The organism is Sphingobium fuliginis (genome assembly GCF_015074805.1).
GTDB classification, from domain to species: domain Bacteria; phylum Pseudomonadota; class Alphaproteobacteria; order Sphingomonadales; family Sphingomonadaceae; genus Sphingobium; species Sphingobium fuliginis.
Genome location: NZ_CP060036.1, coordinates 315,001 through 332,156 on the forward strand (window position 1 = coordinate 315,001; position 17,156 = coordinate 332,156).

The window sequence follows — 17,156 nt, forward strand, 5'->3', positions numbered from 1 at the left end:
CGCGGAGCAGCTCAGAACTTTCTCTAGGGATGAAGAGTAGCGGTTTTGCTGGCTTGCCAGCAATTATGAGGACGCTCGTTGAGCGATCCTCTCTTTGACATTGTGAATGGGTTTTTTAATCGATGCCGTGGCGACATGGTTCGGTTTTGCGGTTTTCGGACCAAGAGGCTGAGCGGTGTCGTACACAAATGATTATCTGGCTGAGTTAAATCACCACACCGAATACAAGCTGATGCGGCGCTATCTCCAGTGCTGTCATTGGTGGTGTGGACTCTCAAGCGTGAGGTAAGGGCATCTGGTGAATGCCTTGGCATGTACAGGCGATGAAGGACGTGGCACGCTGCGATAAGCGTGGGGGAGCTGTGAGCAAGCTTTGATCCCGCGATTTCCGAATGGGACAACCCACCTTCACCATTTAAGGCTGCACCCGAGCGATCGGGCACAGCGTTAAATGGGAAAGGTATCACTAAGCTGAATAAAATAGGCTTTGGTGAAGCGAACCCGGAGAACTGAAACATCTCAGTACCCGGAGGAAAAGACATCAACCGAGATTCCGTTAGTAGTGGCGAGCGAACGCGGACCAGGCCAGCGCCTGGTGCTTAATTAGCAGAAGCTTCTGGAAAGTAGCGCCATAGCGGGTGACAGCCCCGTATGCGAAAATGAAACATCAGGACTTGAGTAGGGCGGAGCACGTGAAACTCTGTCTGAACATGGGGGGACCACCCTCCAAGCCTAAATACTCGTACATGACCGATAGCGAACCAGTACCGTGAGGGAAAGGTGAAAAGCACCCCGATGAGGGGAGTGAAACAGTACCTGAAACCGGATGCCTACAAGCAGTGGGAGGGTCCTTGAGACCTGACCGCGTACCTCTTGCATAATGGGTCTGTGACTTAGTGTATCGAGCAAGCTTAAGCCGTTAGGTGTAGGCGCAGCGAAAGCGAGTCTGAACAGGGCGTTTGAGTTCGATGCATTAGACCCGAAACCCGGCGATCTAGGCATGACCAGGCTGAAGGTGCGGTAACACGCACTGGAGGGCCGAACCGTTTAATGTTGAAAAATTATCGGATGAGTTGTGTTTAGGGGTGAAAGGCCAATCAAGCCGGGAAATAGCTGGTTCTCCGCGAAATCTATTGAGGTAGAGCGTCGGATGATTGCCGTTGGGGGTAGAGCACTGGATGGTTGCGGGGGTCGCGAGATCTACCAATACTAACCAAACTCCGAATACCAACGAGTCTAGTCCGGCAGACAGACGGCGGGTGCTAAGGTCCGTCGTCAAAAGGGAAACAGCCCTAACCTACAGCTAAGGTCCCCAAGTCACGTCTAAGTGGGAAAGCATGTGGGATTTCCAAAACAACCAGGAGGTTGGCTTAGAAGCAGCCATCCTTTAAAGAAAGCGTAACAGCTCACTGGTCTAAACAAGAGATCCTGCGGCGAAGATGTAACGGGGCTCAAGACGTGCACCGAAGCTTAGGGTTCAGTCTTTTGACTGAGCGGTAGCGGAGCGTTCCGTAGGCCGTTGAAGCGGGAGGGTAACCGACCGTGGAGGTATCGGAAGTGCGAATGCAGACATGAGTAGCGATTAACAGTGTGAGATGCACTGTCGCCGAAATTCCAAGGGTTCCTGCTTAAAGCTAATCTGAGCAGGGTAAGCCGGCCCCTAAGACGAGCCCGAAGGGGGTAGTCGATGGGAACCACGTTAATATTCGTGGGCCTGGTGGTGTGTGACGGATGGCGTAACTTGTTCGGCCTTATTGGATTGGTCCGGGCAGGGAAGTTGTCCCAGGAAATAGCCCCACCGTATAGACCGTACCCTAAACCGACACAGGTGGAATGGTAGAGTATACCAAGGCGTTTGAGAGAAGTATCCTGAAGGAACTCGGCAAATTGCCTCCGTACCTTCGGAAGAAGGAGGCCCCACATATGCGCAAGCACTTGTGGGGGGCACAGGCCAGGGGGTAGCGACTGTTTAGCAAAAACACAGGGCTCTGCTAAGTCGGCTTCAAGACGACGTATAGGGCCTGACGCCTGCCCGGTGCCTGAAGGTTAAGAGGAGGAGTGCAAGCTCTGAATTGAAGCCCAGGTAAACGGCGGCCGTAACTATAACGGTCCTAAGGTAGCGAAATTCCTTGTCGGGTAAGTTCCGACCTGCACGAATGGCGTAACGACTTCCCCACTGTCTCCAGGATATGCTCAGCGAAATTGAATTCTCCGTGAAGATGCGGAGTACCCGCGGTTAGACGGAAAGACCCCGTGCACCTTTACTGCAGCTTCAGAGTGGCATTAGGAAAGAACTGTGTAGCATAGGTGGGAGGCTTTGAAGCCGGGACGCCAGTTCCGGTGGAGCCATAGGTGAAATACCACCCTGTTGTTTTCTGATGTCTAACCTCGCACCGTTATCCGGTGCAGGGACCCTCTGTGGCGGGTAGTTTGACTGGGGCGGTCGCCTCCTAAAGAGTAACGGAGGCGCGCGATGGTGGGCTCAGGACGGTTGGAAACCGTCTGTTAGAGTGCAATGGCATAAGCCCGCCTGACTGCGAGACTGACAAGTCGAGCAGAGACGAAAGTCGGTCATAGTGATCCGGTGGTCCCTCGTGGAAGGGCCATCGCTCAACGGATAAAAGGTACGCCGGGGATAACAGGCTGATGATTCCCAAGAGCTCATATCGACGGAATCGTTTGGCACCTCGATGTCGGCTCATCACATCCTGGGGCTGGAGCAGGTCCCAAGGGTTTGGCTGTTCGCCAATTAAAGTGGTACGTGAGCTGGGTTCAGAACGTCGCGAGACAGTTTGGTCCCTATCTGCCGTGGGCGTCGAAATTTGAGAGGAGTTGACCCTAGTACGAGAGGACCGGGTTGAACATGCCTCTGGTGTACCTGTCGTCCTGCCAAGGGCGCAGCAGGGTAGCTATGCATGGACGGGATAACCGCTGAAAGCATCTAAGCGGGAAGCCTCCCTCAAGATAAGATTTCTTCGAGCGGTCGTAGACCACGACCTTGATAGGCCGGATGTAGAAGTGTGGTAACATATGGAGCTAACCGGTCCTAATTGCTCTGATCGCGCCTGAGAGTCCCACCATCAATGACAACACTGGATAAAACCAGCGTCTGCCATCGAGCGTGGTGATCAACCTCATGCCAGATAAACAAACCAACTCATTTGATGACGCGTTTCTCAACCGAAACGCACAAGTGCACGGCACCGATTAAAACCCGAAGCGCAAGCTCTATTGCTTGGTGACCATAGCGTCTGTGACCCACCCGATCCCTTCCCGAACTCGGACGTGAAACCAGTCTGCGCCGATGGTACTGTGGCTCAAGCCCCGGAAGAGTAGGGCGTCGCCAGGCATTATAGCTCGCGCTTCACATTAACCCATTCGCAATCTCCTGCGCCTAGGCGCAATGCCCCCCCAAGCGCAGCCCCTCAGGCGCTGGCAACCGGCAAACCACCAGCCCAAATCATACCTCAAACCCACCCTCCAAACCTGGTAGATTTCCTGGAAGGAACCGATTGAGAATCAATGGCCGTCAGAGCTGTTCCGGGATAGCAAGAACACCACATAGCCTTTGAATTGCGGATGACGCGATAGCATAGGCGGTGCCTGCCATGCTCCGCCCTCGATCAATGCCACGCGGAAGGGAATGGGGAAGCTTTCCATCCGGCGAAAATAATCCTCATAGCCGGGGATGGTGGTGCGACCCTGGTAGGTTTGGACCACAACCTCATCGATCAGGCCGGCGAGTCTTGCCAGGGCCTGCGGGTCGCCATGGGCGCTCCAGTCCATCAGGCCGGTGATCGACAGCCGCCAATTGCGGGGCAGGCGTTGCCGCAAATCACGCAGAAAGTCGCCATAGCCGCCGATCCCGCGCGTAGCGGCATCGAAATCGACCTGGAGTCCGACAACCTCATTGCCTGCCTCGCGCCAGCGATGCAGATCGTCGAAGATCGTCTTGTAAACAGCATCATTCCAATCCAGCCGATCGGCCCTGACGACCAGCCAGATCTTCTTGCCCGGCAACCGGGGCATTCCCATGCGCAGCTTTTCAAGCCGGGCCGGTCCCCGACGCCGAACCTCTCCGTCAAGAAGGTAGAGGATCTTCGCCCGGACATGCTTTGCCGGACGCACGCCAGGCCAGAGATAGAATGCCTCATAGCCAGCCGGATCGACACGCTCCGCCTCCGTCTCGCGCCGACAGCCGGTCAACGCCAGCAGCGCCAGCAACGCCATCGACCATCCGCTTGCACGCATGTTCACCAATAATAACGCAGGGACTTTGCCCATCGGCTGTCTGGATAGCGCTGCTTCAACTCGGTGAACCACGCCTTGCGATCGGCTTGAGGTGCCTGCGCCGCCTCCAATTCCTCATAGCTGCGATAGGGCCCGGTACAGCCGTTAAAACCAGACGGCGCATAGCACATCACGGCACGATACAGGGCATAGGCCCGGTCTTCAGCCGCCGCTCCCTTGTCCGCGATGATCGCGGCATAAATGTCCGCGCGAGAGAGGGGGCGGCCGGAAAAGCCGTCCGGCCCATTGCCGAGGCTGAACCTGTCGCCACCTGCCTTGAACAGGCTGAAGCCATCGAAACCGTTCAGCCGATAGAAATCGCCCAGACACAACCGCGCCTTTGCATTGGCGGGAGCGTGCGCGAGAGTCGCGGCGGTTTGTGCTATGTTGGGGCAAGGAAAGCCGTCCGACCATCTGCCCTTTCGGAACAGCCCCACCGGAATCATGTCCTGCTGGGAGAAGTCCCATAACCCGCCCTCGCTTCCCGCGCTGGCGGGCACCAGCGCAAGATCGCCGGTGAAATCGCCAAAGGCGCCTCTCGTCAAATCCTTGTAGAGCAAGGTGAAGCGCGCCACGTCCCGCTCGCGCACTGGACGCGTGCGATCATTCGCCGCCGCACGCAGGATGGATGGGCTTGCCAGGGTTTGCAGCAAAATCGTCCGGGTCATGCTGTCCGTGACAGGCGATCCGGGCGCGAAGACCTGCTCCAGCCGTTCATCGCGCTGCCAGCGGACAGCAAGCCCCATTTCCACCAACGGCCGCTCATAAAGCGGGTTCGCCCCACGCAGCAGATCGCGCCAGAACCCCGCCTCGTTGGGATCGCGCGTTCGACCAAGAGCCATGCCGCGCAGCATCTGCCGGCTGAAAGCAAGCGGCGTGAAGCGGCTGCTGCGCGCCGCATCGGGCAGCAGCGCCAGGATCGCCTTCGGATCGTCCCCGGCATAATAGAGCCTGCTGGCCTGGAGCAGCCCGTAAAGATCGGCATGGGCGGTGAACTGGCTCTTCTGCGCCGCCAGCTCGGTGGCAGACAGGACGGCCGGATCGGCGCCTTGCCGCCGCATCTGCTTGAGGTCGGCCACGGCCAGCAGCAGCGGCGTTCCGTTCTGGCTGCCGATGATCCGGCTCGCATCCTGACGTTCCAGCAGCTTGATGTCGATCTCCTCTGCAAGATCGGCTGCTGCCTCATCGTCGCCGGGCACCGTGGCCAGCAGCTTTTCATAGCTGCGGGCAAGCGTCGCCATGTCCCCGCTCAACCACGCCACGCGGCGCATCAGCCCTTCGGCCGATGCGGCATAGCGGCCCCTGGGATAGGCCTTGAGATAAGCGGAGATGGCGTTGCCCGCCTCCGCTACCGCGGCGCGATCGACCTTTTCGGGGCCAGCGAAATCGCCATATTCATCGACCGCCTGGGCCACCGCCGCGCGCAGGCCGATACGGATCGGCATATATTTCGCTGTTTCCGCGACCCATTGGCTGCGGGCGCGGGTCAATGGACCGAAGCTGTCTCGCGCAACCTGCCAGTCGCCCTTGTGGAAGGCCTCTGCCGCTTTCAGATAGGATAGATATTCGCGGCCCGGCCTGCTGGAGATCGCGGCATTTCCCCAATCGGCCGTGCCGCGACCGGTCTGTGCGCGGAGCCGCGCCAGTTCGGTGCGTTCCGCCTCCGGCAGGCCGGTCTCGACGGCAAGCGCGGCATTGAAGGCTGCCGTGGCTTCAGCGGAAGCCGCGCAGTCGGTCGCATGGCCGTTCGCCGCAGCGCCATCGCCCTGGCTGTCCCTTGCAGCTTCCGGCCAGAAGGCGGCGCGCAGGCCGGGCCATGTCATGAAGGTTCCACCGAATTGCGGATTGTTCACATCGGTCGCCGCGCCTTTGCGAGGGCCGTCCACGGGCCTCAGGCTTCGCATGAGCAGCAGGATGTTGATCCGCGTATCGTTGCCCGGGCTGATCGCCGCGCGTCCGCCGCAATCATAATCGGGGGAAGCCAATTGCCAGCCGGGCGAGCAGGAAGAGTCGGCGCAGGCCCAGAGAGTCCCGCCCAGGCCGATTGCCGATAGCGCCAGCGTCACCAGCGTGGCGGCGACGGGATGTTTGCGGTGAAACGCGATATGTCGGGCCATGGGGCGGTCCTGCCGATCATCTTCTTTCATCATCCGGCGCGAAACTGAACAAAAGATCGCTTCCACGCAATGACGAAGACAGGAGACGCCGGCCTTACATTCCCCCGGCCGCTGCCGAACGACGCCGCCGCCTTGCGAAAAACAGCGCACCGGCCCCTAAGATGAAAAGCAGCCATGCCGGACCTTCGGGAACCGGCGTTCCTCCCGAACTGCCGCCGGGCGGCGTCACCGGCGGATTATACCCGCCATTATAGGTGCCCAGATGCATTTCCCCGTCCTGATCGAGGCTGCCGAACACAGCCGATCCCTGAATGTAATTGCTGCTATGGGCGGCCGCCCACGGCGCCAGGACGGAGCCGCCCCAACTGGTCGTCAGGTCCAGATTCTGCGCATCGCCAAAGTTCCAGATGACATGTTCGCCCAGTCCCGCGGTGCCGCCCAGGAAATTGTCGTTCAGGTTGATCGACGCCCCGCTCACATTGACGATGGCCGTATCCGCGCCATTCAGATGGAAGGCGATTTCCCCGATGGAATTGAGGTCGGCCGCCGTGATCGAAAAGACCGCCAGCCCGTCCGCATCGGGGGCCGCGTTGAAGGTCGCCCGATTGCCGCTGATGTCCATCTGGCTGTTCGGGGAAAGGCCCGACAGGGTCGCGGACAATTGTTTCATGCTGCCGGCCAGGGTCGCTCCCTGGGCGGTCAGGTTGCCGATGAAGGCGGGGTCCGAACCGGCCAGTCCGGACTGCACCACATTCTGGTTGACGTTGGTGTTGTTGATCGTTCCGCCGACCTTCACCGTCTGGCTGGGGCCATTGAGGTTGAACCCGCTATCGACATTGCCGCCGATGACGGCGCCCGATCCGTTGTTCAGGTTCTTGACGCCTCCCGTGACGTTGCCGACCACGGTCAGGCCGGGCTGACCGGTGGGGGAGGCGGTCGGCGTGCCGATATGATAATTGGACGACGTGCCGGTCAGGTCGCCGCCCACGAAGGTTCTGCCTTCCACTTCGGAAGAGGAATCGAGGTTGCCAAGGACGATCAGATTCCATTCGCGCAGCGCGTCCGTGCCCGCGACGGGAGAAGCGAGGCCGGGCGAGGCGGCAAGGGCGGCAACACTGGCGGCGAAGAGAATGCTGAGCTTTTTCATGCGCCGACCCTATGCGACCGATCGCCCGGCGCTAAGGGTTAAAGATGGTTAACATAGGGTTGTGCCGGATCGGGACATGCATGGCTACGACCTGCGTCGGGCCCCGGATCAAGGCCCCCAGGCCTGGCGATAAAGCGCCTGGATTTGGTCCGCGTCCGGCACGATGGGGTTGTTGCCGGGCGATCCGGAAGCGAGCGCCTGCTCCGCCATCAGCGGCAGCAGCGCGTCCCATTTGTCGGCGTCTATGCCGTAGGCGGCGGGCGTGGGGACGCGGAGTTCCTCGTTGATGCGGGTCAGATCCTCGATCAGCTTGCCCACGGCGCCCTGGTCGCCCTCCTCCGCCGCGGCGACGCCCATGGCCCGCGCGCAATCGGCATAGCGCCGAAGGGCGCCCGGCGCCGAAAAGGCGGTGACAGCCGGCAGCAGCATCGCATTGGAAAGGCCGTGCGGCACGTGGAAATGCGCCCCGATCGGCCGGCTCATGCCATGAACCAGCGCCACGCTGGCGTTGGAGAAGGCGATGCCGGCCTGGGTCGAACCGAACATCATCGCCTCGCGTGCGGGGCGGTCTTCCGGGTCCGCCCATACGCGTCGCAGATGCGGCGCGATGGCGCGCATGGCCGATAGCGCGAAGCTGTCCGAAAAGGGATTGGCCCGGCGCGACACATAGGCTTCGATGGCATGGGTCAGCGCGTCGATCCCGGTGTCGGCGGTCAGGCGCGGCGGCATCGTCAGCGTCAGTTCGAAATCGACCAGGGCGGCTGTCGGCAAATAGGCGAGGCCGGCCAGCAGCATCTTTTCGTCCGTCGTCTCATCCGTGACGATGGTGAAGCGCGTCGCTTCCGATCCGGTGCCGGCCGTCGTGGGTATCGCAATGACGGGAAGGCCGGGCGCGTCCTGGACATGGGGCACCTTATAGTCGCGGCAGACGCCGCCATGGACGGCGAGCACCGCGATCGCCTTCGCGCTGTCGATCGGGCTTCCGCCGCCGAAGCCGACGACGCAGTCATGGTCGCCCTCCTCCAGAAAAGCGCGGGCCTCCTCGATGGAGGCGGCGGTCGGTTCCGGCAGGGTGTCGGCAAATATGCGGGCGGCCATTCCCGCCTTGTGCAGTTCGTCCATCAGGGCATCCGCTCGCCCACCGTCCTTCAGGAAGCGGTCTGTGACGATCAGAGGCCGCGACAGCCCCAATGTCGCCAATAGCGGGGCGAGTTCGCCGGACACGCCGCCGCCGACGCGAAGGATGCGCGGAAGCGCCGCCTGAAAGCCCATCATCTGTTCTCCGCCATCGGTTCGACGGAAATCTGGACGATTTCGATGGGGCGGACAAGGCTCCATGTCCAGGCCGGAATCCGATGCTATGGCGCGGTCGGCGCTTCTGCCCCGCCGCTGTCCGCAAGCCATTCGCGAAAGCGCCGCATCGCGTCGCTTTCAGGACGCGAGATGAGGCGCGTGAGCCAATAACGGCCCGCGTCGATCATGATCGGGAAGGGCTGGACGAGCAGTTCCGAGGCGAGTTCGCGCATGAACATGACGGGCGGCGCCAGCGCCACGCCCAGGCCGGCTATGGCGGCGGAGACCATCAGCGCCGAACTGTCGAAAACGGGCCCGCGCAGAAGCGGGGCGGCAACGCCCGCAGCCCCGAACCAGAGCGCCCATTCGTCCGGTCGGTAGGAACGCAACAACCGTTCATGGAGGAGGTCTGCAGGTGCGCTGAACCGCGCGGCCATGGCCGGCGCGCAAAGCGGCGTCAGCGGTGCTTCGAACATGGGTTCGGCATGGGTGCCATGCCATGCGCCGTCACCGAAGCGAATGGCGAAATCCAGCGCTTCTCCCGCCAGGTCGACGCGATTGTTGTTGGTCGAAACGCGCAGGTCGATGGCGGGGTGGGCGCGGGCAAAGGCGTCCAGTCGCGGCAACAGCCAGCCGGTCGCGAACGTGCCGACGACGCCGACCTTCAACATCTCGCGAAAGCGGCCGCCGGCATATTGGTCGAGCGTCGCGCCCACGCGGTCGAACGCCTCCGCCAGCACGGGCACGAGCGCATGCCCCTCGTCAGTGAGCGCCAGCCCGCGCGGCAGGCGGTGAAAGAGGCGGACGCCAAGGCGGCGCTCAAGCTGCGCGACATGATGGCTGACCGCCCCCTGGCTGACGCAAAGCTCGATCGCCGCGCGGGTGAAATTAAGGTGGCGCGCCGCCGCTTCGAAGGCGCGCAGGGCGTTCAGGGGAAGTTGGGCGCGATCCATGGCCCGTCATCAATTATTCTCATGGCTTTGTCGAGAAATCATGCTTTGTGCGCGAAAGCGTCCATCGGCATCCCGGCAGGGAAGGGAGATGAAGATGATCGCATCGATGGCCATGGCCGCATCGCTGGCGGTGAGTTCCGCGTCAGCGGCTGTCAGGACGGAACCGCATGCGCCCTTGCCTGCGGACGACCCCTTGACCCGCCCGATGGCGGTGGAAAGAGCCCGGGAGTGGCTTGCGCCTCTGCCGCCGGAGAAGATTTTCGGCAGCAGCTATCTGGTGGGTTTCGGCGGCCTGAGCGTCGTTCTGATCGACACGGGGGCGGGTCTTGTCCTGATCGACGGTGCGCTCCCGCAGGCGGCGCCGATGATCCTGAGGCATGTCCGCAAGCTGGGGTTCGATCCCAAAGACATCAAATTTATTCTGAGTACCGAGCCGCATTATGATCATGCCGGCGGGTTCGCGGCGCTGGCGCGCGCCACCGGCGCCACGGTGGTGGCCAGCCGGCGCGGCGCCGAGGGCCTGCGGGCCGGCGCACTTGCAAAGGACGATCCGCAATTCGATTATGGCGGCACCTGGCCGGCGGTGTCGCGGCTGCGCATCATGGATGACGGAGAAGTCCTGAGGCTGGGCCGCATATCCATCAAGGCGCATGCGACGCCCGGTCATACGATGGGCAGCATGACGTGGAGCTGGAACGCCTGTGAGGGCAGGGCGTGCAAGGAGATCGTCTTCGCGTCCAGCCTCAACCCGGTGTCGGCCGACAATTACCGCTTTACCGCGCCTTCCAGCGCCGCGATCGTCAGAGGTTTTGCTGTCAGCTACAGGCGCATGGGCATGTTGAAGTGCGACATATTGATTGCCGCGCATCCGGACAATGCCGGTCCTGGGCGGTATGACGGCTCGCCCGGCGCCTGCCGCCGCTATGCCGGGCGGTCACGCCGACTGCTGGCGACGCGGCTCGCGCGGGAGCGGGAGGAGGCGGTGAAATAGGGGCGTCCTGCCCGTTCGATCCCATCGATGAAAGGCGGGATCGACGGAGAAGGCGTCATGGTCCGCGCAGGCGGCGTGCGAGAAAGTTGAGGCACGAGCGGACCTTGGGTGAATTCAACTGGCCCGGCAGATAGAGCGCCGCGATGGTCGAGGGCGGCAGCGACAGGTCGGGCAGCACCGGCTCCAGCCGGCCGTTCTCCAGATCCTCCTGCACATCCCACAGCGACTTGATGCCGATGCCCGACCCCTCCAGCGCCCAGGCGCGCGCCAGTTCGGCATCATTGGTGTTCAGCGTCAGCCGCCATCCTGTCGCGCCACCCATGATCCTTCGCCACAGCTCGCCCTGCGACGCGCCCACGACGATCTTGTTGTGTCCCGCGAGATCGGCTGTCCGCGACGGGCGCCCGCGCCGGTCGAGATAGGCGGGGGCGGCGCAGAGCAGCCGGGGATTGTCCGCCAGCCGCTTCATCATCAGTGCGCTGTCGGCTGGCGGATCGAAGCAGATGGCGATGTCGTGCCCGCTGCCGATCATGCTGGTCGCTGGCTGATCGGACGTTTCCAGATGCACGGTGACGTCGGGATGCAGCAGCGCATATTCGTGGAACAGCGGCGCCAGGCGCGCCCGCCCCGCGTCGATGGTCGTGACGATGCGCAGCGTGCCGCTCGCCTCCGTCGACCGGCGCATCAGATCGGTTTCCGCCTCCTCGATTGCGGTCAGGGCGTGGCCCGCCCGTTCATACAGCAGCGATCCTTCGTCCGTCAGGCTGAAATGCCGGCTGTTGCGGCGGACGAGCAGCACCCCCAGCCGCTGTTCCAGTTGGGACAGGCGGCGGCTGGTCGCGGCCAGCGACAGGCCCAGACGCCGCGCCGCCTCCGACAGGTTGTTGGATTGGGCGATCGTCACGAAGGATTCGATCTCGGCAAAGCGATCAGGCATGGGGACAAGCTAGGCCCGGCATGTTGCGATGCAACGGAAGTCGGGTTGCAAGACCGTATGTTTTCATTGCCGCGTCTCTGAAATAAGCCCGGACTGTTAGCGTTTCTTGCTCGTTTCACCCTGACGCAAGACTGGGTTGCACGGCGCGGAAAGCGTTGACCGCGCCTTTCGCAACGCATCATTTTCGCGGAAATCCCTGCATCTGGAAGAGGAGTTTCCGTCATGCCGCCGATCCGGCTTTCCCGCGCCGACGCCCTTGCCCCCATCGGATGGAACGACCTGGAGGCGCTGCCCATCTATGCCGCCATGCTCCTGGGCCTGGGCTGCCTTGTCCTGGCGCTGCTCGATGGCGTGCCGACACTGGAAGCCACGACGCTGAAAGCCGTCGGCATATTCGGCAGCCTTGCGTTGCGCAACGCCTGGCTGAAGCTGGACGAACATGACGGTGCCGTTTCGTAACCTCTCATGATCATCGGTACCGCCCCACGCATCCGTCAGGGTTTCGAGCGAGCCTGGAGCGTGCTGGTCGCGCTCTTCTTCTGGGACCTGGCGGTCACCATCTTCTACTTCATCTCGCCGTTCAGGGCTCCGGCCCTGCCGCTTACCATCTTCGGCACGGCGCTTGCGCTGGTGCTCGGCGTGCGGGTCAATTCGGCCTATCAGCGCTGGTGGGAAGCGCGCATATTGTGGGGCGCGATGGTCAATGCGTCGCGCAGCTTCGCCCGCGCGGTGCTGGCCTTCCTGCCCGAAGGGGAGGAAGCGCAGGCCCTGGGACGTGAACTGGTGCTGCGCCAGGTGGCCTATGTCCACACGCTGCGCCGGCAGTTGCGGCGGCTGGAAACGGGCGGGGACATCCACCGCATATTGGGCCCGGGCGATCATCCGGAACTGGCCCGGCGCAATCCCGCCAACGGCCTGCTGGAGGGCAGCGGACGCCGTGTCGCCGGTCTGGTGCGGCGGGGATGGATCGACACTATCCAGCAAGGCCGGATCGAAGCCGTGCTGGTGGACATGGCCAATGCGCAGGGCGGCATGGAGCGGATCAAGAATACTCCGTTACCTGCCCAATATCGTGCCTTCCCGCAATTCTTCACCCGGCTTTTCTGCATCCTGCTGCCGATCGGGCTGGTGGAGACGCTGGGCGCGGCGACGCCGATCGGATCGGCGGTCGCCGGCTTCATGTATCTGGCGGTGCTCCAGATCGGGGACGATCTGGTCGATCCGTTCGGCAACAGCGTCCACGACCTGCCGCTCGACAGCATCACGACGGTGATCGAAGCGGACCTGTGTCAGTCGATCGATCTGCCGCCGCCTGCCCCGGTGGAACCGGTCGATGGCGTGCTATGGTGAAGGCCGAATGCGCGGGTTGCCCGCGCTGCCATGTTCCCCGCAAACATGGCCGAAAGAATTTTCTTCGCAGGTGCGGAACAAAATGGCCGGCCTGCCGTTTGTGGCCAGTTGATGGAATTAACCATGAAAATGCGGGCAAAGCCGCATGACGGGCGCATGAACATCGCTGGGGGGACATGAATGTCGGACCATAAGAACGCCCTGATTCGCTCGATCGTCAAACGCGCTGCCGCCGAGAATCTGGAGATTTCCTTCACCACGCCGCCATTCTGGTCCCCCGTGTCGCGGGGGAACGCCGCTGCGATCCTGAACGCCATCCAGCAGCACCAGCCGTCCCATTGCGTGATGCGGCGGTCCAATGGAGACAAGGTCGGGAGCGTCCTGCTGCGACGATAGCGCAGCCGCGCGATGCACGATGCCGCGTCCGGGAACCAGCCCCGGCGCGAGCGGTTAAAGGGCGATCCGCAATTTCGCACGGAGGCAGCGCGTGGAGCCGGGATCAGGCTGGATACCCTATTGCGGACCCGCGCCGGCGCCCGTGGACCTGCTGACCCGCTGGAACTTCGATCCGGTGCTGCTGGCAGCGTTCGGGCTTGCCATCATGGCGAGCCTCCGGCTGCGGTCCGCGGACGGGAAAAGCCGGTCCTTGTCCGCGATCCTGTTGCTCGCATTTCTGTTCATCTCCCCGCTATGCGCATTGACATCCGCCCTGTTTTCGGCCCGGACCCTGCACCATCTCGTCCTGACATCGATTGCCGCCCCCTTGCTGGCCATGGCTTTTGCTGAGCGGCGAGCCGCGGGCGGCGTGGCCTTATGGACCTGCCTGCATGCGGCCGCTTTATGGTCGTGGCATATACCCGGCGCCTATGCCGCCGCGCTTTCCGATCATGCCGTCTACTGGACGATGCAGGGAAGCCTGCTGCTGACTGCGCTGGCGCTGTGGCGTGGGGTCATGGCCGCGCCGCTTCCTCTGGCGGTGACCGCTCTTCTGGCCACCATGCTCCAGATGGGCCTGCTGGGCGCGTTGCTGACCTTTTCGAGCGTGGCGGTCTATTCCCCGCATTTCATCAGCAGCTTGGCCTGGGGATTGACGCCGCTGGAGGACCAGCAGCTTGCCGGGCTGCTGATGTGGGTTCCCGGCGCGGGCCTCTATATCGCCGCTGTGCTGTTCCTGCTTTCGCGCTGGTTCAGGCAGGAGCGGGACGCCGCGGCCACGGCATGACCGGAGCTGGCCGGCTCCCCTGACCGCCGCGCGTGACGCAGCCTCTTGTTTTTGCCGGGCCGCACCGTCACCCTGACGCCGGATCAACGATGCTGCGGAGCCCCAATGTCCACGAACAAGCCGAATCCGGAAACCCTTGCCGTTCATGCGGGATGGCGGGCCGATCCAGCGACGGGCTCCGTCGCGGTGCCGATCCACCAGACGACATCCTATCAGTTTCGCGACGCGGAGCATGCGGCCTCGCTCTTCGCGCTGCAGGAAATGGGCAATATCTACACGCGGATCATGAATCCGACCACCGATGTGCTGGAAAAGCGCGTCGCGGCGCTGGAGGGGGGCGCCGCCGCGCTGGCCGTGGCGTCGGGACAGGCGGCGTCGGCCTATGCGATCCAGAATCTGGCGCGGGCCGGCGACAATATCGTCAGTTCGACGGCGCTCTATGGCGGCACCTATAATCTGTTCGCGAACACGCTGAAGGACCAGGGGATCGAAGTGCGCTTCGTCGATCCGGCCGATCCGGAAGATTTCCGGCGGGCCACCGACGATCGCACGCGCGCCTACTATGCCGAAACCCTGCCCAATCCCAAGCTGGAGGTGTTCCCGATCGCGGAGGTCGCCGCCATCGGCCGGGAACGGGGCATCCCGCTCATCATGGACAACACGGCCGCTCCGCTGCTGTGCCGCCCGCTGGATCACGGCGCGGCCATTATCGTCTATTCCGCGACGAAATATCTTGGCGGACATGGCACGTCGATCGGCGGTCTGATCGTCGATGGCGGGAATTTCGACTGGGCCGCTCATCCCGAACGACAGCCGCTGCTGAACACGCCCGATCCTTCCTACCATGGCGCGATATGGGCAGAGGCGGCAAAGCCCCTTGGCCCGATCGCCTATATCCTGCGGGCGCGGGTCATCCTGCTGCGCGACCTTGGCGCGGCATTGTCCCCCTTCAATGCGTTTCAGCTGATCCAGGGTATCGAGACCGTGGCGCTGCGGATGGAACGGCATTGCGCCAATGCGGTCAGGGTGGCCGAACATCTGGCGCGCCACCCCGCCGTGACCAGGGTCATCCACCCCTCGCAACAGGATGGCCGCGCCCGGGCCCTTGCGGAGCATCATCTGAGCGGAGGCAAGGGCGGGCTCGTCGGGTTCGAGCTTGCCGGCGGCATGGAGGCGGGTCGCCGCTTCATCGATGCGCTGGAGCTTTTCTACCATGTCGCCAATATCGGCGACGCGCGCAGCCTGGCGATCCATCCAGCGTCCACGACCCATTCGCAGTTGAACGAAGCGGAGCAGATGGCGACCGGCGTGTCGCCCGGCTATGTGCGGCTTTCCATCGGGATAGAGCATATCGACGACATATTGGGCGACATCGACCGGGCGCTGGCCGCGGCAAGCTGACCTTCCGGGACGAAGGGGCGGACCGCCGGGCCATGTCGCGGCAACGCCGGCCGCGGCGGCGCGTTGCCCCCCCATGGAAATGCCGTTCACCGCGCCCGATCCCTATATTCTGGTCCTGACGGGCGCGGGGCTGCTGATAGCCCTGGTCGCATGGCTGCCGCTGGCCTTGAGAAAGCTGCCGCTGTCGCTGCCGATCGTCTGCATCCTGATCGGCGCCGCGATATTCTGCATCCCCGGCATCGAATTCCGGCCGTCGCCGCTGGAATATCCGGATGTGACCGAACATTTTACCGAACTGGTCGTGATCATCGCCCTGATGGGCGCGGGACTGAAGCTGGACCGGCCGTTCGACTGGCGGCGCTGGATGGTGACCTGGCGGCTGCTCGCCATCACCATGCCGCTGGGCATCGCGCTCATCACGCTGTTGGGGGGCGTGCTGCTCGGTCTTCCCTGGGCCATCGCCCTGCTGCTGGCCGCCAGCCTCGCCCCCACCGACCCGGTGCTGGCCGCCGATGTCCAGGTCGGCCCGCCGCGCACGGGCGAGGAAGATGAAGTCCGCTTCGGCCTGACATCGGAGGCAGGCCTGAACGACGGCCTTGCCTTTCCCTTCGTCCACCTCGCCATCGCGCTCGCCCTGACGGGGAATATGGGGGAGCCATGGTTCGGAAAATGGCTTGGCCTGAACGTGCTGTGGGAGATCGTCGTCGGCGTGGGCGGCGGCTGGGCCGTGGGAAAGCTGTTCGGATGGCTGACCTTCCACATTCCGACTGAGACGAAGCTTGCCCGGACCGGAGACGGCCTGATCGCCCTAGCCGCCACCTTCCTGTCCTATGGCCTGACCGAAATCCTCAACTGCTATGGCTTCCTGGCGGTCTTCGTGACGGCGCTGACCCTGCGCGCGTCGCATCGCGACCATGCGTTCAACGTGCAGATGCATGACCTTACCGAACAGGTGGAGCGCCTTTCGATGATGGCTCTCCTGCTTCTGTTCGGCGGCGCGCTGATCGGCGGTCTCCTGTCGCCGTTGCGCCCGTCCGACATCGTGCTGGTGCTGCTGATCCTGTTGATCGTTCGTCCGGTGACGGGTCTTGTGGGTCTGGCCGGCTTCAGGGCGGATCGGGTCGAAAAGCTGACCATCGCCTTCTTCGGCATAAGGGGCGTCGGATCTTTCTACTATCTGGCCTATGGTCTGAACCAGATGAAGGTGGGAGAGGCCAGCCGCCTGTGGGCGATCATCGGCCTGACCGCACTGATGTCGATCCTGCTCCACGGCCTAACCGTCACACCCGCCATGCGATGGCTCGACAGGCGTCAGGGGCGTGATCCGGACATGAGCGACTGACCGCATGCCCATGGCGCCGTTCACCAGGCCGGCGGCGATCATCGGGCGGGGCGCAGCATTGCCGTCCCCAAGCGATTTGCGGAAGCCGGGCGGCCGGTGGGCCGCCGCCCGGA

At 63.0% G+C, this 17,156-nt stretch carries 13 protein-coding genes and 2 rRNA genes; 9 read left to right on the forward strand and 6 right to left on the reverse strand.

All coding sequences use genetic code 11. The features are described 5' to 3' along the window. The first annotated feature begins 275 nt into the window (after positions 1 to 275). Positions 276 to 3,070, forward strand: a 23S ribosomal RNA gene (locus H5V43_RS17730). Between the two features lie 164 nt (positions 3,071 to 3,234). Next, positions 3,235 to 3,349: ribosomal RNA gene (gene rrf, locus H5V43_RS17735) — 5S ribosomal RNA — on the forward strand. Between the two features lie 170 nt (positions 3,350 to 3,519). On the opposite strand, the gene H5V43_RS17740 is transcribed toward rrf, so the two are convergent. The 5 genes from H5V43_RS17740 to H5V43_RS17760 all read right to left on the reverse strand — a co-directional run bounded on the left by H5V43_RS17740 (position 3,520) and on the right by H5V43_RS17760 (position 9,800). After that, positions 3,520 to 4,230, reverse strand: a complete 711-nt coding sequence (locus H5V43_RS17740) for a DUF3142 domain-containing protein (RefSeq protein ID WP_052816634.1) — start codon at positions 4,228 to 4,230, stop codon at positions 3,520 to 3,522. A 23-nt stretch (positions 4,231 to 4,253) separates the two neighbouring features. Further along, entirely contained in the window at positions 4,254 to 6,407 is a 2,154-nt protein-coding gene (locus H5V43_RS17745; RefSeq protein WP_193666870.1) for a PA5441 family protein, read from the reverse strand. Between the two features lie 94 nt (positions 6,408 to 6,501). Next, entirely contained in the window at positions 6,502 to 7,554 is a 1,053-nt protein-coding gene (locus H5V43_RS17750; protein WP_025546852.1) for a choice-of-anchor A family protein, read from the reverse strand. A gap of 108 nt (positions 7,555 to 7,662) precedes the next feature. Next, positions 7,663 to 8,829 carry an iron-containing alcohol dehydrogenase gene (locus tag H5V43_RS17755; protein ID WP_244968706.1) on the reverse strand — a complete coding sequence of 389 codons (1,167 nt, stop codon included), beginning with the start codon at positions 8,827 to 8,829 and terminating at the stop codon, positions 7,663 to 7,665. Between the two features lie 83 nt (positions 8,830 to 8,912). Beyond that, on the reverse strand, positions 8,913 to 9,800 hold the full coding sequence (locus H5V43_RS17760; RefSeq protein WP_193666871.1) for a LysR family transcriptional regulator: 888 nt from the start codon (positions 9,798 to 9,800) through the stop codon (positions 8,913 to 8,915). Between the two features lie 94 nt (positions 9,801 to 9,894). On the opposite strand from H5V43_RS17760, the gene bla reads away from it, so the two are divergent. After that, on the forward strand, positions 9,895 to 10,791 hold the full coding sequence (bla, locus tag H5V43_RS17765; RefSeq protein WP_025546854.1) for a subclass B3 metallo-beta-lactamase: 897 nt from the start codon (positions 9,895 to 9,897) through the stop codon (positions 10,789 to 10,791). Between the two features lie 55 nt (positions 10,792 to 10,846). Here the strand turns inward: bla and H5V43_RS17770 are convergent, their stop codons facing one another. Then, positions 10,847 to 11,728 (reverse strand): LysR family transcriptional regulator, encoded by an 882-nt coding sequence (locus H5V43_RS17770; protein ID WP_025546855.1) that lies wholly within the window; start codon positions 11,726 to 11,728, stop codon positions 10,847 to 10,849. Positions 11,729 to 11,950: 222 nt separating this feature from the next. Here H5V43_RS17770 and H5V43_RS17775 point away from each other — a divergent pair, with 222 nt between their 5' ends. The 6 genes from H5V43_RS17775 to H5V43_RS17800 all read left to right on the forward strand — a co-directional run bounded on the left by H5V43_RS17775 (position 11,951) and on the right by H5V43_RS17800 (position 17,043). Further along, positions 11,951 to 12,187, forward strand: a complete 237-nt coding sequence (locus H5V43_RS17775) for a hypothetical protein (RefSeq protein WP_025546856.1) — start codon at positions 11,951 to 11,953, stop codon at positions 12,185 to 12,187. Between the two features lie 6 nt (positions 12,188 to 12,193). After that, the gene (locus H5V43_RS17780; protein ID WP_044660872.1) at positions 12,194 to 13,078 is read left to right on the forward strand and encodes a bestrophin family protein; all 885 of its coding nucleotides are present in this window, start codon (positions 12,194 to 12,196) and stop codon (positions 13,076 to 13,078) included. A 180-nt stretch (positions 13,079 to 13,258) separates the two neighbouring features. Beyond that, positions 13,259 to 13,474, forward strand: a complete 216-nt coding sequence (locus H5V43_RS17785; protein WP_025546858.1) for a hypothetical protein — start codon at positions 13,259 to 13,261, stop codon at positions 13,472 to 13,474. 91 nt (positions 13,475 to 13,565) lie between these two features. Beyond that, positions 13,566 to 14,300 carry a cytochrome c oxidase assembly protein gene (locus tag H5V43_RS17790; protein WP_025546860.1) on the forward strand — a complete coding sequence of 245 codons (735 nt, stop codon included), beginning with the start codon at positions 13,566 to 13,568 and terminating at the stop codon, positions 14,298 to 14,300. 105 nt (positions 14,301 to 14,405) lie between these two features. Continuing rightward, positions 14,406 to 15,701: an O-acetylhomoserine aminocarboxypropyltransferase/cysteine synthase family protein gene (locus H5V43_RS17795; RefSeq protein ID WP_025546862.1), complete on the forward strand. Its 1,296-nt coding sequence runs from the start codon at positions 14,406 to 14,408 to the stop codon at positions 15,699 to 15,701. A 73-nt stretch (positions 15,702 to 15,774) separates the two neighbouring features. Beyond that, positions 15,775 to 17,043 (forward strand): cation:proton antiporter, encoded by a 1,269-nt coding sequence (locus H5V43_RS17800; RefSeq protein WP_025546864.1) that lies wholly within the window; start codon positions 15,775 to 15,777, stop codon positions 17,041 to 17,043. Positions 17,044 to 17,156 lie beyond the last annotated feature (113 nt).